The sequence below is a fragment of the Vibrio profundi genome (genome assembly GCF_043642225.1).
In the GTDB taxonomy this organism is placed as follows: domain Bacteria; phylum Pseudomonadota; class Gammaproteobacteria; order Enterobacterales; family Vibrionaceae; genus Vibrio; species Vibrio profundi_A.
Genome location: NZ_JBHZSF010000004.1, coordinates 58,902 through 75,063, shown reverse-complemented (window position 1 = coordinate 75,063; position 16,162 = coordinate 58,902). Strand labels below are relative to the sequence as shown.

At 44.6% G+C, this 16,162-nt stretch carries 10 protein-coding genes; 3 read left to right on the top strand and 7 right to left on the bottom strand.

Translation table 11 applies throughout. The features are described 5' to 3' along the window. Positions 1-85: 85 nt before the first annotated feature. Entirely contained in the window at positions 86-538 is a 453-nt protein-coding gene (gene yfbV, locus ACHUFI_RS08690) for a terminus macrodomain insulation protein YfbV (RefSeq protein WP_394248214.1), read from the bottom strand. Positions 539-878: 340 nt separating this feature from the next. Here yfbV and ACHUFI_RS08685 point away from each other — a divergent pair, with 340 nt between their 5' ends. The 3 genes from ACHUFI_RS08685 to ACHUFI_RS08675 all read left to right on the top strand — a co-directional run bounded on the left by ACHUFI_RS08685 (position 879) and on the right by ACHUFI_RS08675 (position 5,536). Continuing rightward, positions 879-2,075: an acetate kinase gene (locus ACHUFI_RS08685; protein WP_394248213.1), complete on the top strand. Its 1,197-nt coding sequence runs from the start codon at positions 879-881 to the stop codon at positions 2,073-2,075. Positions 2,076-2,216: 141 nt separating this feature from the next. Beyond that, positions 2,217-4,382, top strand: a complete 2,166-nt coding sequence (gene pta, locus ACHUFI_RS08680; RefSeq protein WP_394248212.1) for a phosphate acetyltransferase — start codon at positions 2,217-2,219, stop codon at positions 4,380-4,382. 170 nt (positions 4,383-4,552) lie between these two features. Further along, positions 4,553-5,536, top strand: coding sequence for a GGDEF domain-containing protein (locus ACHUFI_RS08675; protein WP_394248211.1), 984 nt, complete (start codon positions 4,553-4,555; stop codon positions 5,534-5,536). Here ACHUFI_RS08675 and ACHUFI_RS08670 read toward each other — a convergent pair. The 6 genes from ACHUFI_RS08670 to ACHUFI_RS08645 form a co-directional block, all read right to left on the bottom strand. After that, a complete protein-coding gene (locus ACHUFI_RS08670) occupies positions 5,528-6,475 on the bottom strand; it encodes a glutathione S-transferase family protein (protein WP_394248210.1) in 948 nt (315 codons plus the stop codon). The two genes, ACHUFI_RS08675 and ACHUFI_RS08670, sit on opposite strands and share 9 nt — an antisense overlap. A 116-nt stretch (positions 6,476-6,591) precedes the next feature. Next, positions 6,592-13,830 (bottom strand): DUF6701 domain-containing protein, encoded by a 7,239-nt coding sequence (locus tag ACHUFI_RS08665; RefSeq protein WP_394248209.1) that lies wholly within the window; start codon positions 13,828-13,830, stop codon positions 6,592-6,594. After that, a complete protein-coding gene (locus tag ACHUFI_RS08660; protein ID WP_394248207.1) occupies positions 13,814-14,215 on the bottom strand; it encodes an MSHA biogenesis protein MshP in 402 nt (133 codons plus the stop codon). The genes ACHUFI_RS08665 and ACHUFI_RS08660 overlap by 17 nt, the downstream gene beginning before the upstream one ends. Beyond that, positions 14,190-14,993 (bottom strand): PilW family protein, encoded by an 804-nt coding sequence (locus tag ACHUFI_RS08655; protein ID WP_394248205.1) that lies wholly within the window; start codon positions 14,991-14,993, stop codon positions 14,190-14,192. Before ACHUFI_RS08655 ends, ACHUFI_RS08660 begins: the two co-directional genes overlap by 26 nt. Next, entirely contained in the window at positions 14,994-15,536 is a 543-nt protein-coding gene (locus tag ACHUFI_RS08650; RefSeq protein WP_394248203.1) for a type IV pilus modification PilV family protein, read from the bottom strand. Then, positions 15,523-16,014 (bottom strand): prepilin-type N-terminal cleavage/methylation domain-containing protein, encoded by a 492-nt coding sequence (locus ACHUFI_RS08645; RefSeq protein ID WP_394248201.1) that lies wholly within the window; start codon positions 16,012-16,014, stop codon positions 15,523-15,525. Before ACHUFI_RS08645 ends, ACHUFI_RS08650 begins: the two co-directional genes overlap by 14 nt. Positions 16,015-16,162 lie beyond the last annotated feature (148 nt).

The following is a 16,162-nucleotide window of genomic DNA, read 5'->3' as shown; positions in this document are numbered from 1 at the left end:
CGAGGTTATTCTATTAGGGAACAAGTGGAGTCAATCGACTTATTCCCTATTTTATCGAATCGTAACGGGATTGCTGCAAGGGAGACTAAAACCAGCGCTCCATTGCCGACTTATCGAGTTGGCGGAAAGCCCGGTTCAAAATCGCTGCGAGTTCTTTGTATCTTGGCTTAGCTTTCATTGGTTCAAGGGCAAAGCCTGACTCAACAATTTTTTGGTGGAGTTCTCGATACCAAGAAGCAAGAGCAGGAGGCAGTACAGTGTTGGAACGATTGCCCAACCACCAAATACCTTGTAAAGGCATGCTAATCGCAAATAAAGCAACAACCACAGCTTGTGGCATAGCTTGATAGTTATTGAATGCCATTTGCGTAAGAACACTAATAGCCGCAATGGCTGGCATAACTTTGATACCAAAACGGGTGGCTTTGATAATGCGTTGTTCAGGGAAGATCGCATTCAGTTCTTTACGTACAGGCCAAAGGTCCATGTACTTCTGACCATCCTTTAAGCTAACAGATAACCCTACTTTATTACTCATACGACTCTCTCACTAAAAAAAAGTTGAATACATCAACTAAAATCGCAAAAAATTGACGAAAAATAATATTCTTTCAAATTTTTTTGTTATATTTGCACAATATCGCTATTATTTGCAGACCTCAATCTCATTGTTGCCGTTATTTTCAATTAACGCAACACTGTGAAGACTTCTGCAAGGATTGCACAGGCACTTTTTGTGTAAAAAGATGCTTCTCACTATATGGAAATTAATGTTTTTTTGACCAAGATTAGTACGAAAGCTCCTACGCTCTACTATTCTTGTGATTGATTTTCACCCTTAACTGATATTTATCAGACAAATACATAGGTAGTCATTCATGTCTAAGCTAGTTTTAGTTTTAAACTGCGGTAGTTCTTCTCTTAAATTTGCTGTTGTTGACGCACAAAACGGCGACGAGCATCTAACAGGTCTTGCAGAGTGTCTGCACCTTCCTGAAGCTCGTATCAAGTGGAAACTTGATGGTAAGCACGAAGCTCAACTGGGTAACGGTGCAGCTCACGAAGAAGCGCTAGCGTTCATGGTAGAAACTATTCTTGCTTCTAAGCCAGAACTTGCTGAAAACCTAGCAGCAGTTGGTCACCGTGTTGTACACGGCGGCGAGAAATTCACTCAATCTGCTCTTATCACTGAAGACGTACTTAAAGGTATCGAAGACTGTGCAGCACTTGCACCTCTTCACAACCCAGCTGCAATCATCGGTATTAAAGCTGCTCAAAAAGCTTTCCCAAGCCTACCAATGTCTGCTGTATTTGATACTGCATTCCACCAAACTATGCCTCAAGAGTCTTACCTATACGCTCTACCGTACAACCTGTACAAAGAGCACGGCATCCGTCGTTACGGCATGCACGGTACTTCTCACCTATTCATCGCTCGCGAAGTTGCTGAGCAACTAGGCAAGCCAGCTGACGAAGTTAACATCATCAACTGTCACCTAGGTAACGGCGCTTCTGTATGTGCAATCAAGAACGGCAAATCTGTAGACACTTCTATGGGTCTCACTCCTCTTGAAGGTTTAGTAATGGGTACTCGTTGTGGTGACATCGATCCTGCGATCATCTTCCACCTACACGACTCTCTAGGTTACTCAGTTAAAGAGATCAACGACATGCTGACTAAAGAGTCTGGTCTAGCTGGTCTGACTGCAGTTTCTCCAGACTGTCGTTTCGTTGAAGACAACTACGGTAAAGAAGAAGCAGCAACTCGCGCAATGGACGTAATGTGTCACCGTCTAGCGAAATACATCGCTGGTTACACTGCAACTCTAGAAGGTCGTCTAGATGCTATCGTATTCACTGGCGGTATCGGTGAGAACGGTGCTCCAATCCGTGAACTAGTTCTTAACCGTCTTGGTATCTTCGGCATCGAAGTTGACGGTGAAGCTAACCTTAAAGCTCGTTTCGGCGGCGAAGGTGTGATCACTACTGCGGACAGCCGCATCCCTGCAATGGTTATCTCTACTAACGAAGAGCTAGTAATTGCTGAAGACACTGCACGTCTAGCAGGTCTTTAATTGATTCACAGGCTAGCTTCTTAGAAGCTGGCCTGTTTCTTAATTAGAAGTGGGGCTCAACTCCTATTCCTTTCCTAAGGTATTGCCCGACAGGAATACGGTGTTGAGCTTTTTTATCAAATAGTCAAAGGTACTCCGTACATGTCCCGTACTATTATGCTTATCCCTACTAGCGCTGGTGTTGGTCTTACTAGTGTTAGCATGGGTGTTCTTCGCGCAATGGAGCGCAAAGGCGTTAGTGTTTCTTTCTACAAGCCAATCGCTCAACCTCGTAGCGGCGGCAACCAACCAGATCTAACTTCTACCATTATCGGTACTAACAGCGACATTAAGATTGGTGAGCCAATTGCAATGACTCAAGCTGAAACGCTGATCGGTAGCGAGAAGATGGACGTACTTCTAGAGTCTGTTGTTGAGCAATACAACAAAATCAACAAAGACGCAGAAGTAACACTTATCGAAGGCCTAGTTCCTACTCGTAAGCACCCATTTGCTAACCAAGTGAACGCCGAAATCGCGAAAACACTTGGCGCGGAGATCGTATTCGTTGCGACTCCTGGTACTGACAATCCTACGCAACTTAAAGAGCGTATTGAAGTAGCATGTTCTAACTTCGGCGGTACTAAGAACAAGAACATTAAAGGCGTGATCATCAACAAGCTTAACGCTCCTGTTGACGAAGCTGGCCGTACTCGCCCTGACCTATCTGAAATCTTCGACGATGCAGATACTGCTCAGCAAGCGAACCTTGAAGTAATGCAAATCTTCAACTCTAGCCCTATCCGTGTTCTTGGCTGTGTGCCATGGAGCATCGACCTAATCGCAACTCGTGCGGTTGATATGGCTAAACACCTTAACGCTGAAATCATCAACGAAGGTGAAATCGCGACTCGTCGTATTAAGAGCATCACTTTCTGTGCACGTTCACTGCCGCACATGATTGAGCACTTTAAACCAGGTTCACTGCTAGTTACTTCCGCAGATCGTCCTGACGTTATCGTTGCTGCGGCTCTTGCTGCGAAAAACGGTGTTGAGATTGGCGCAATCCTACTTACTGGCGGTTACGACATTCCAGAAAGCATTGCTAACCTATGTGCGCCAGCGTTCGCTTCAGGTCTACCGATCTTCAAAGCGCAAGGTAACACTTGGCAAACGTCTCTTAACCTACAGAGCTTCAACCTAGAAGTTCCTGCAGACGATAAAGAGCGTATCGAGTTCGTTAACGATCACGTTGCAAGCCACATCGATGGCCCTTGGATTGATTCTTTATCTGAAGGTACTCAAGGTATCCGTCGTCTAAGCCCACCAGCATTCCGTTACCAGCTAACTGAATTCGCTCGTAAAGCGGCTAAGCGCATCGTCCTTCCTGAAGGTGATGAGCCACGTACAGTGAAAGCTGCGGCTATCTGTGCTGAGCGCGGTATCGCAACGTGTGTACTTCTTGGTAACCCTGAAGAAATCCGCCGCGTTGCAGCGCAGCAAGGCGTTGAGCTTGGCGCTGGCGTTGAAATCATCGATTCTGCATCAGTTCGCGAAAACTACGTAGCTCGTCTAGTAGAACTTCGTGGCGCTAAAGGTATGACTGAAGTTGTAGCTCGTGAGAAGCTAGAAGATTCAGTATTCCTAGGTACTATGATGCTTGAAGCTGGTGAGGTTGACGGTCTAGTTTCTGGTGCTGTTCACACAACGGCGAACACTATCGTTCCTCCGTTCCAGATCATCAAGACTGCTCCTGATGCTTCTATCGTATCTTCAATCTTCTTCATGCTTCTGCCTGATCAAGTTCTTGTATACGGTGACTGTGCGATCAACCCAGATCCAACAGCTGAACAGCTTGCTGAAATCGCTATCCAATCTGCAGATTCTGCTGCGGCATTCGGTATCGACCCACGCGTTGCTATGATCTCTTACTCTACTGGTGAATCTGGTAAGGGTGCAGACGTAGATAAAGTACGTGAAGCGACTAAGATTGCTCAAGAGAAACGTCCTGATCTAGTGATCGACGGTCCTCTACAGTACGATGCAGCAATCATGGAAAACGTAGCCGCTTCTAAAGCGCCTAACTCTCCAGTTGCGGGTAAAGCGACAGTATTCGTATTCCCAGACCTAAACACGGGTAACACGACTTACAAAGCTGTACAGCGTTCAGCAGACCTAGTGTCTATCGGTCCAATGCTTCAAGGTATGCGCAAGCCAGTAAATGACTTGTCTCGTGGCGCTCTAGTAGACGATATCGTTTACACAGTAGCTCTAACGGCTATCCAAGCAGACCAAGCTGCACAAGCTGAAGAAAAAGTAATTAACTAATTACCCTTTCTACTATACTAAACCCTCGCCATTCGCGAGGGTTTTTTATTTGTACTAATCTATTTGTCCAAATTAGCTCAACACTACCACTGACTAAAAAATAGGTATATTAGAGATTTTTCCGAGTTTAGTTGTTAGTATTTGGTTACCAATAACTCATCATACAATCTATGCTGCCATCTACCAGTACCCAAAAAAATCAAGTTCTTACCGTTGCTTGTTTGACTCTCGGTGTTATCTCACTTGGTTTATCAGGCCTTAACTACCTTCACATCGGTGCACATATTTTCGCAGCTATTGAATTGGTTTTCTCACTGTTCTGCTTTTACGTATTGATTGAAAGTAAGAAAAATAGCACTAGAAGTTGGCACTACCCAAGCATCGCAGCCTTTTTTACATTTATCATTATGTATGGATTGACCGTTACAAAAGCGTCCTCTGCACTTATTTTGTGGACATTCTGTTTACCACTTTTGTATCACCTTTTTTTCAATCGCTATGTTGGCTCTCTCTTAACCTTGGCAGTTCTGGTTACTTGCTTAACTGTCGTGAATCAAAACCACGTCCAAACCAATCCTTTTGCGTTTCTTAATTTTTCTCTGCCTTATATAACTGTATGGATCATTTCATTTGCTTATGAAGAAGTAAGAGAACGGGTTCAACATGACCTCCAAACTCTAGCACTCACGGACTCTCTAACCGAGGCCAAAAATCGGCTGTGCCTACTGCATGACGCGAACAATGAGTTAGCCGACCTACATAACCTCTATTTGTTCCATTTCGACTTAGATCACTTTAAAAAAATAAACGATAGTTACGGACATAGTTGTGGAGATACGGTTCTCAAATCTACATGCGAGGTGATCCAAGAAACAGCAGGCTCGGATAAACTGTATCGTGTTGGTGGTGAGGAGTTTTGTATTGTATTTGAAGCATCAGATGTAAACAGTGCTTTTCACTTCAGTGAGATGATTCGTAAATCTATTGAAAAGAACATAATTCACAACAACGAACATTCACTAAACGTGACGATTAGTGGAGGGTTAGTTCCTTTATCTCTTTCTGAACATAGCGTTGATACAGCACTTCAACAAACTGATAAAGCGCTATATCAAGCGAAATTAAATGGAAGAAATCAAGTGATATTAGCTTAACTCATTACGTCCATGCGGTGTATCAAGATCTAGCTCAGGCCCCTTCGGCACAACCTGAGTCGGATTGATACCTGTATGGCTGTAATAGTAGTGACGCTTGATATGATAAAAATCCGTCGTCTCTTTGATACCGTGGATCTGGTAAAGCTCTTTTAAGTAACCCTGGATATGGGTGTAGTCTTCAATTCGCTGTTTATTACATTTGAAATGACCAACGTAAACAGCATCAAACCGAATTAACGTCGTAAATAAGCGCCAATCAGCTTCCGTAATTTTATCGCCAGCTAAGTAGCGGCTTTCCGCAAGATGTGCGTCCACTTTATCCAAAGCGTCAAAAAGAGAATCGTAAGCTTCTTCGTACGCTTCCTGCGTCGTTGCGAAACCACAACGGTATACACCATTGTTGATATTTGGATAGATGAAATCATTCCATTCATCAACTTTTCGGCGGAGTGCTTGCGGGTAGTAATCGTCTTCATTCCTCGTTAGCTCATTGAATGCCGAGTTGAACATACGAATGATCTCCGACGATTCATTACTTACAATAGAGTTCGTTTTTTTATCCCATAGAACAGGCACCGTCACTCGACCTGTGTAATCCGACTTTGCTTGGGTGTAAATTTGATGCATGCGAGTATGACCAAATAGTGGCTCAGGTAAGCCCATTTGCCAGCCTTCATTCATCATATCGGGACACACAACTGTGACATCAATATGTTCAGCTAAGCCTTTCAGTTCTCTAAAGATCAGCGTGCGGTGGGCCCAAGGACAAGCGAGCGATACGTATAAGTGATATCGACCACTTTCCGGTTGATACTTAGCATCAGCACGATCTTCAATCCATTCTCTAAAGCCTGCATCTTCACGAACAAATTTCCCGTTGCTGCTTTTTGTGTCATACCATACGTCTTGCCACACACCTTCAACTAGCTTACCCATCGCGCTCTCCCACGTAATATTCTTAACTGTTCTGTGAGATTAAATATAAAAAAAAGCCAACGTATTCTTAACTAGAATAAGTTGGCTTAGTTGTTCAAATTATTTGAAGAAGTCCGTTAGTTGAACCTCTCCATGATATAAATAATATTGTCGGAGCCTTTGCTGGTACCGAATGTCGCGACTGCCGATGGCGGCTGTTGGTAGCTTGCTTCGCTGCCACATTCGCTTGGAACTTCAGTGCTATCGTCAGCATCCACTTTCCAACAATATCCCAACCAACGGTCGACTTGCCCACTAAAAACAAACGGGACTTCTACATAACCGGCTGCAGAGCCTGCAATCGTGGTGGTCGATTGCCCCAATGATACTTCGCTAACAGAGAGAGAGTCCGCACCGATAACAGGAATCGTGTTCTCCGGGTTGTTCGCTACCGGGTTCAAGCTTTCAATCGCTGCAAAGTCTCCAAACGCAGACAATGAGCTTTCCGAATGCCAGTCATTCACTTGGAATCCATTTTGTGTCCAATACTGAGCTTGAATACGCATTGGCAGATATTGTTCAATCGGCCCAGCTACGTTTTGCAATACTAATCGCCCATAACGCACATCCAACAACTGGCCAAAATTCAACGCTCCTGACGTAAACTCATCTGGAACTTCTGCTTCAACATAGCGGAACTCTTGATCAATCAAGCTCGCTTGAATATCCGTGAGCGCTGTTCGACCTGATTCATTATCGTCACGAACAAATTGCGCATCGCTCACATTGATACTCAGCGCACCACTAAGCCAACTGCTCTCAAAGTCACAAGCATTGCCGCTTACCCCATAGTTCTTGCCATTTAACGCAAATTTTCCTTCACGGCAAATATCGTGTGAAAGAGTCACCAAATCATCCTGAGTTGCAAACACCGTCCCTAGCCAGTGATTCGAATCATAAAATGAAAGCTTAGCCCCTCCCGCCCCTATGGCATCAAGTGCTACGGTGAGGTCGACATTAGGTTGCCCATAGTATGTCCATTCTTCCTCTGAATTAGCTTTGGTTACACCAGTCGAGAAGTTGGAGCTCGTCACTTTAAATGCGTCAGGATAGAAATGACCGATGACGCCGCTACGCCCTCCGTTCTCAACGCTCGCATCAGTATTAAGGAAACTAGAAAGTCCGCTACTGCCATAACTATCCACTTCCCACCGAGCATCAATGGCCCCTACATTACGATAGAGATAGCGCGCTAATAGTTGACCTTCGGTAAACTGAGCACTCACATCTGTTGAAGAAAAGTCTGATGCGCTACTACCAACTATTGACGTTGGCGTGACGACCTTGGCACTAACGCCATTTCCATCCGTCAGGTTCGCATTGAAGTTACGTGTCACTTTGGAAACCGAACGGCTATGCCCTGCAGCAACCGCCAGCACATCAACCGTAAATTCAGACCCTGCAGGCACAAAATACGTATCAACATCCTCGTTATCCACCACATTGGAGTCTTGCGTTAGATATACGCTATCAACAACAAGGGCATAAGGCTTGAAATGCAAAGAGGTCACCAAACCAGCGTTTTTCTCTCGCCCTTGCTCAGGAATATATTTCGCCGAAAGATTAAAAAAGCCTGACTCAAAATACTTCGCGATAATGTCTTCGCTCACCCCAGATTCGAACTGTAAAGAAACAGGCGTATCAGACGTAATACTTTGATCTTTGATGAACAAGTCACCTTTGTAATTTTCAGTGCCATGGTCATAGTTAAACTTAAACTCTTGTGCCCCCTGATAGTCAGGATCTACCGTACAACGGGAGCTTTCTAAAGCAATTTTACGTTCTACTTTTAACTTAAATGCCTCGCCTGCTTTATAATGTTCAGGCGGGTTCACAGGTGAGATGGTAAATCCTTCTTTAGAAAATACAGCCGATCCCGCCGCTTCGCCTAAATCCGTTTCTTTAGCGACTAACTTGATTGGCGAAAGCTCTGAATCGGTGGCAACCCAAACCGTTCTGCTGAGTTCACCTCCTGATTCGAAAGTCAAGGTTCGAGTATCAGAAGCGCATTGGGCTGTCTCCGTAAGCTCTGTACGGTTAAACGATTTAGCGTCAAACCAACATTGTGAAGGAGCATCTTCAAAGCTCAGTTCCACATGGACATCGTTAGAAAGCTTGTCGCCATCAACATCTAGCGTCACTAGATATTCCGCGACTTCACAGGTTAAGGGTGCGGTTGGCGCATGAACCGTCATGGCTTTTACTTCATTACCAACATTTAGCGCGTAATCTTCTACTTCACCATCAATAGCCTCTCCGTACGGAGAATCCAGAGCAACAGAGCTATAACGGACACGTAAATAACCTCGCGTAGCGTTCTGAGGGATCGATAAGATATTATCCGCTAGTTCATTCCAACTACTGCCATCCCAGCTCACCCATTTAGATACCCGACCAGCCCCGTGGCTTGTAATAACCAATTGATAAGAATGGCCCGGCATCAGCAGCTGATCCTTTAGATCTACAGTTTCACCAAGGCTATTTTCAACCTTCACCCCATCATCTGAGAAATCAGCGTCAGCGTCTGCATCATCTCCAGGGCCAAGATCGGCTGACCATGATTCGCCGAGCTTTAAGGACAGGTTAGTACCTAAATGGCGAGCAGGGTTGTCCCCTTCGAGTAGCATTGGAACGTCACCAAAATCGGCATGAATCGCACAGCCACCAGCATCGTTACTGCTGGTTTGGCTCTCTTTCCCTTTCATTTCAAAGCGTATTTCTGCGCGATCAATATCAATTGAATATAGGGCTGTGGTTGCAAAGTCCTCGCTGTCAGAAATCACTCCATCTTGGTTAAGATCGTGGATACCACCATTCGTCATGGCGAATAACACGCCTCCCTTGTTGATCCCAAATCCGCCGGACGCTAGCTTCCCTTTATCATCTTCTCTTGGCCACTCTGGATATGTTTCATCCACTTCCGAAGACAGCTTTAACGTCAGCGCTATTTCAGTGAAGGTACCATCAACAATTGAAATTTTGTAGAGCTTATCCAACGCTCTACTTAGCCCATAAATAAATTGGTCTGAGTCTGATAAATCAAAAGCAAAGTCAGCACTCCAAGGGGTGCCTTCGCCATCGGGAAGCGTCAGCTGAATCGTATCAAACGCGCCAGTAAGCAAATCAATTCTTACTAACGAATGCCAGCCGGGGCGTCCTATAATCATGAACTTCCCATTTGGGCTCACATCACCAGAATTGGCTCTTCCTAGCTTCTTGCCACCCGAACCATCTCTGCTTTTCTCTGAGTTTAATACCTCACCCTGCATGAACGTAAATTGGTCGCCGTCTTTAGTTCGAATGTACACGCCATCAGCTACCGCTCTCAGGTCCGCAAGTTCAGTAAACTCCGCATTATTTTCCTGAGTAGCAATATACAACTTATGATCGGTGCCACCATCGGTTCCAACCCCATAAGTAAAGCCATCGGTTTGATTAACACCTACCGCCTTTAAGGCATCGACATCCAAACTTGAATTGATAACGTCTATATCAATTTGCCCACCAATGGCTTTCCATTTCGCATATTGGTAGGTACTGCTGCCTTGAGGCTCTTTGACTTGAATAAAACCATCACAACGACCGGGGGATGGCGGCATCTCTTCATCTAAGTTGTAAACTAAGTGGTCTTCTACTTCGCCAATACCAGTTTCAGAGCCACCTAACACTAATCGCAGGTAGATTTGGTTCTCCGTTGTCCATTGCTTTAAGTCATTAGAGGTAAATGTCCAAGTGAGCGTCGCACTTTGTATGCTTTCCGAGTGAGGCACCACCAATACTGCTGACTCTTCACTGCGACTAAACACTGAAGCGTTTGGCTCCAATACATCCAGATAGCCCATCATCTCTACATTGGCGCCCGTACTGTTCATCACGGGGATACCAGAAATCGATACCGTTTCCCCTTTCTTCACAATCACAGGGCTGTTAAAAGTTAACTCATCATTGAAACCGTCAATATCGTCGCCTTTCGCTAAATCCGATGCTAAGTGTTGCGTCTCGGTATCTGCAGGTTCATTGCCTATGTATAAGTCAGGGGAAACGATTCTACTGGTGGAGGTTTGTTGACGATAGCTTTCAGGAAGATCGCCGAAATCTACCCCAACTTCACAGCCAAATTTAGCATTATCAAGAATATTACCGGCGGATGAAAAAGCTGGCTCGTTACCTCTGAAAGCGATTCTGGTGATTCGCTGCCCTTCTGGTACTTGGTAAACTCCGGTGTGGTTTTGCCAAGAGTCAGTACCATTTATCAAGGCTTCTTCATTCAAATCTGTATCTGGAGAACCAAACAACAAAGAGATTTGATCGTCTTCCACACTATCTGGGTAAGTTCGATTGGAATAATCAAAGCTCCAACGAATTTTGTCACCCGGATTCGTCACTATGTCTTGATACATAATGGTTGGGTGATATACGTTCATTTCCGCTACGTTATCGGATAAGTCGGACGATGGTTCGTGAACATATTGGTTATAGCGGTTGAACTCGATATGGTTTCGGCGCTGACCGTACGGCTCAGAGTGAGGGTTTAAGCTTGGATCTTGTTGAACAATCGACCACCCTGCAACCGAGCTTTCAGGCGTATCCCAACCGTTGTGATTTTCTTCTACATAGAAATGTTCAAACGAGCCATTTTGTAAACCCGCCTCACACCCGGCGATACCCATAGACGGAGCGGCAATCCAGACCCGATAATCTTCTACTTCGCCATCTAGAGCTTGACCTGTTGGCTCATGAATCGCGCCAACGTGGGTTGAGTAACGAACTCTAACCCAGCTCTCACCATGAACATCATAGGCGGAAAGGTTAACGGTGAATCGGTTCTCCCCTGCTGATACCGGCTCTCGATCTACAATTTTTTCCGACACCGGTAAACGGTTACGCTCAAATTCACTCCAACTACCGTCTTGGTTTTTATCCAACCAGATAGATACATACCCAGCAGCGGAGGCTCTTACTACTATTTCGTTGTTAAAGTTTTGCTCGTTACCCTGAGCATCAATATACCCAGTGACCAATACAGGCAATGACGATTGATTCACTTCTGAATTGTTTGAATTGAACTCGACACCGTCGTCAGAGTTATCCGCGTCAGCGAAACGTGAAGGCTGACCATCACTCTCCGAACTATTGTGAAAAACAGTCGACGCCCATGAATCCGGGACCAATGCGATACCATCAACCACACCATGACGAGCACCGTTATCCGCTTTCATGACAGGAAAGGTTGTGGTTTCCCAACCGGTTCCTAAGTCTTCATTTGGTGCATCGCCGTAGTCAAACTCAGACTGTCCCCAATATGCGTTACCAAACTCGGAAGTGTTATCCTCGTCATCGATAGCTATCGCCGTCAGCCCATCACCATTTTCAAAATCGCTATCGCTGATATCAACGCGACAAGCAAAACGGCCATTATCAAAGTCGTGAGTTAGGTCGTCATCTTCACACTCACCGAGAAAGTACTCACCTTGCGTTTGCCCAAGAAGATTGCTTTCCGCGGTATAAAGCTCTATTTCAAAGTCATCAAATACATTGCTTGGGCCGTCTTGCCCTATAAACCCCTCTACCTCAAGAACATTGCCACTAATCACGTAGCCAGTGATAATTGGATGATCAATGCCATCATGAGGGTGATCGTTTCGATAGACTCCATCATTGGGTTCGACAACGCCAAATAAGGTCCCAGTCATCAAATCAATTGAAATACCGATGTTGTTTAAATAGGTATTTTTAGAAAACTCATTCTCCCAACCTTGGTAAACACGAATACCTGATGGCGGGTAAGTATCTAAGAAAGCGAGATTAGTATTGCCTTTGGCGGTGTTTTTAATCGTATTCCTTTCAATATCATTGTCTGAAGAGCCATTCTTCCAATAATCACAACCACCCGGTTCATGTGCCGTGCACTCCCCCGTCCCTTGCAGCAATATAGCTGAGGCGTTGTTGTGATCACTAGATCCCTTAAACGCATTATCGATAACGTTCTCATAGATATCGTTGTCATCAGCATCATCAAGCACGATTGCACTGTGATAAGAGTCGGTGATGGTGTTATGGCTAATCTCGATGTCGCAATCAGAATCCGAGCAATCTTCGATAAAAATTCCGTTGTAAAACCCGTTAATCTCAAAGCCAGAGATTCGAGTATCAGACGAGCGAGTCACGTGAAAACCATAATCATCGCTGTAGAGACCGTTGTCATCATTTTGAATGGTAATATTCAAATCACGCGCATCAACATAGGTTTCGTCCTGCCCATTAAGGTTCGGCGACGTATTCAAAGGAGAGTTCAACGTGATAACGCGCTGAGAAAGAGTATTCAAAGCAAAAATGACGTTATCTTTGCCACCTTCGCAGTATTTACACGTCTGCTCCAACCAACTGTCATTACTGAGATAACTTAGGTTTTTCAGCACTTGTCTTAATGAACCGGCACCATCATCTTCAGTGTTGATCACAGCATTGTAGTTAATACCGAGATTGATCACTGTGGAACCAGTGACATCAAACCACGCCGTTTGGTGAACTTTAGAAACCCAAGGCGACACCAACACTGCTTTACAGCGATTATCACTACATTGTGCACGGTTATTATCTCGATATGAAGGGAGCGAGTCGATGTTATTCGCTCTTACGTAATAACGCCCCTCATCTAGGTTTTCAAATTCATAAAACCCATTAGAGTTTGTCCGCTTCGACTTAACAACACCGCGAGATTCTTCTATAAGATCAACTTCAACATTCGCTAGCTCGTGCATACTGCTGTCGTAGGTACTCAAGCCACCAGAATAATTGTAATCTTCATAAACGGTACCTGAAATCGTCGCACTTGCGGCGTTGCAATCTTTGCGTAAGTAAATATGTTTACTCGCGTATGAATTAATCCCAGATATACTGACGTAGTCATTAATATCTACTGACGCATCGTTAACATTAACTGTAATGACCGCGTAGAGGTATCGAGGGTGAATAGAGCCGGATATAGACGAACCGTTACGAGTTAATGAATTGAGGCGATAGTCCCCTTGAACACTTTCAATGGATAAACCTTCTGGAAGATTAAAATCAAATTGGAACCTTTTACTCGACTTTTTAGTATCTCGGTGTAATACAATCCGATAACTGGCCCATGATGGACAGATCTGAAAGCCTTCTTGGCTAAAATAATCGACATGCGGCTCATCCCACCCTCGAATAGACGAAAAATTACGTATATTTGGCTGTAACGATTGAGAAAAACGCGCGTGGCTTTCGGCGTATGCTACTGAACATGCACTCATCAATAACGCAATAATACTAATTAGTCGCAGCACTTCTCACCTCTACTTCCATTCGGCGGCTAACGCGGTATGAGTCATCAGCACACGTCGCGACCACATTGACAATCGTTGCGTCCCCATTAGCTTCACAACCAAGAACAAATGAACATTGTGGGAACGCACTTCCCGCCGAGATTACCGGACATTCTTGCGTCGGCTCTCCATCTAACGGCACGTATTGGTATACCGCGCTTTCCAACACCGAACGCGCCGCCCAATAGGCCCGAGTACTCATTGTCTCAAAGGTGTTGGCGTGGGTTGCCTGTACATTCATCGACATAAGACGGACGGAAAAAAGCGCGACAATGATCGTAGTAAACAAGATCATTAAAATCGCCGCGCCAGTTTGTTTACTAGTGGCTATTGAGGATCTGTGCATTTTGCATGAACTCCACAAACTCAGAACTGTTATTAACACTTAAAGAAAATTGGATGCTTGCGGTATTCGAATAAGTACTATCAACCCCTAGGCTAAAAAGGCTTTGGTCTTCTACGACACCACTCGCAAACGTATGAGACGCTTGCTGGTTATTCAGGCCATCGCCTGCCGAATCTAAGGCATAGTTTCGGTAAAATTGGATTTCACTTTCTTCGATACAGAATTGATTCGCTTCAGGCAAATAGACAAACAGGCGATTCGAAGGGCTAAATGGTCGAGTAAGAATAGGTTCATTAATAACAATGGCGCCGCTTTCCACTCGGTTGAGTGAATATATTTGGCTACCTGTATCACCACCTAAATACAGCTCGTCGCTACTGCTTGGATAAATGGAAATGAGGCAAGGCGAGTCAGTACGCACTGTACATACGTCAAGTTCATCATTAATCGGATGCATTAAACCTATTGATGTACTTTGCCCATCAACGCTCAGTTCAATACTGTCTGGGTTATATTCAGCCACATATTCTAGCGATAAGTATTCTAAGCAACGGCCATCGCTCAAAGTTCTTGCGCTCAGCGGTACGGAGTTGGCAAGTTCACGTTGAAATCGAGTTAATACAAAACGAGCTTCTTCTAATGCCGATATGCGATGCTTAGATTCAACGTATAAAGTCGAACTAGACACTCCAAAATTCATTAACCCCAAAGATAAGATACCAAGCATCGTCAAGCTGACGATCATCTCGATAAGAGTGAATCCACGCGATTGGCTCATTTAGTAGTTGCTCCTATAAGCATCAAACTGAGTTTCCGTAATCGCGCCCTTTCTTAAGGTGATAATGGCATGTTTTGTAGGCGTAGCACCTGAAGTGACCGCAGACCAACTATCATCAACATATTCAACGTCAACTCGCACTTCGAAGTCTTGATACGGCCCTACAAACCCGAGTCCAAAGCTAGTGATCGGTTCAAAAGAACCATTGGTGGCGTAATCGTCAAAGTCATCACGAATCAAGATTCCACTTTCGTTCGCTTGCTCCCCCTCATCTTGACCTTGGCCAAAGGAGTCCAAAGCAGAACAACTGTCTTCATCGCAGCGTTCTACGCTATCGATATTTTGTTCATCGAAGGGGCGAGAATACATTTCTTGAAGTAGCAATGTCGCTATCTGAGAATAACGCTGTTGGGTTAACGTATCCGCCGTTTGTACCGCTTGCGGAGCCAGTAAACTTGAGAAGCTGATCATGAGCAGCCCCATCAAGCATATCGCTATAACGTTCTCGATCAGGGAGAAGCCTAAATGCCTAGTCACAGCCATCAACATACCCTTCTGAGTAAACCGTTACTTGCTTCGACTGGTTGTCTCCGGTTGACAATTCAAACGACACGGAAGGTTCAGCCGTGCTGACCAACCTTCCGAAGCTGTCAAACTCAATACTCGTAGTGGTAATTTGCAGTCCCCGATTCATGTCTTCTTCGGTAATACGGATTAATGTGCTGCACATTGGGCCAATACAGCTTTCATTGTCGTTCAGTAGCAAAGTGTCGTTATTCCATTTCACTTCATGCTCGGTAGAAATAACTTGATACGCCCCACTTGAAGCAACATCAAACATTGCTTGTGTTTGTACTCTTCGCACACCCGACTTCAACGTTTCACAATAAGAATCGATCGCGTAATCAGATATGGCAGGTATGCGGGAATACGCCACTACAGAGATAACTGAGAGCAGTAAAATCGAGATAATGAGTTCGATAGTTGTAAAACCACTATGAGGCTGCGATCGTTCGGTCATTGAAAATGATTATTGGACTGGTCATACCTATATAAAATTTGAAGTGATTTTATATGTTTTTGCGAGGAATATCATCAATTTTTAGAATGATATACCGATTATTTCGGAGCGCAAAAAAAGCCCGTTATTTCAACGGGCTGGAATGAAG